The sequence below is a fragment of the Paracoccus versutus genome (genome assembly GCF_000763885.1).
In the GTDB taxonomy this organism is placed as follows: Bacteria; Pseudomonadota; Alphaproteobacteria; order Rhodobacterales; family Rhodobacteraceae; genus Paracoccus; species Paracoccus versutus.
The window spans coordinates 1-645 of the sequence record NZ_JRKO01000175.1; the positions used below are offsets into that span (position 1 = coordinate 1).

Consider the following 645-nt stretch of genomic DNA (forward strand, 5'->3'; position numbering starts at 1 on the left):
GGGCGAGCAGCCCGCCCAGCCCGCCCGGGGCCGTACCGCTGGGGCGGGGGGAGTTCGGCCCGCCATAAGCCGTGCCGCCGCCCGAGCGCCCGCCCAGCACCTGGCCCAGCATGTCGCCCAGCCCGCCCGCGCCGCTGCGGCGGTCGCCGGCCTGGCCGGTGTTGTTGCCGAACAACTCGTCGAGCAGCCCGCCGGGGCTGCGCCCGCCGCCCGATTGCGGCCGGTTCTGGGCGTTCTTCATCATGGTTCCGATCCCCTTGGCCAGCATGACGCCGGCCGCGACGCGGGCGAGGGATTTCATCAGGCTCATCTTGGTCCTCCGAAAGCGCTGCGGGGCCGCGGGCCGGGCAGCCTTGTTGCGCAATTCCAACGTATTCGCCGGGTTCCGGTTCCACCGCCACAGCCCCGGCGGCAAAGGCCCGGCCGCCCTTGATTTTTCCCCGGCACGATTATAAGTCGCGGCGGATGTTTCACGACGGGGGCTGTCGCGCGGGTGGCCCCCCCGATAGGAGGCCATGATGGCAAAGGCAAAGTTTGAACGGACGAAACCGCACGTCAACATCGGGACGATTGGTCACGTTGACCACGGCAAGACGACGCTGACGGCTGCGATCACGAAGTATTTCGGTGAATTCAAGGCCTACG

Annotated in this window: 1 protein-coding gene and 1 pseudogene; one reads left to right on the forward strand and one right to left on the reverse strand. The window is 68.8% G+C overall.

The window, feature by feature from the left end; all coding sequences use genetic code 11:
• Window positions 1-310 (reverse strand): annotated as a pseudogene (locus tag IT40_RS26515) (DUF533 domain-containing protein); the annotation flags it as partial.
• Between the two features lie 208 nt (window positions 311-518).
• On the opposite strand from IT40_RS26515, the gene IT40_RS28205 reads away from it, so the two are divergent.
• Window positions 519-645, forward strand: a 127-nt coding sequence (locus tag IT40_RS28205) for a GTP-binding protein (RefSeq protein WP_231555447.1), incomplete at its 3' end; no start/stop codon positions are given.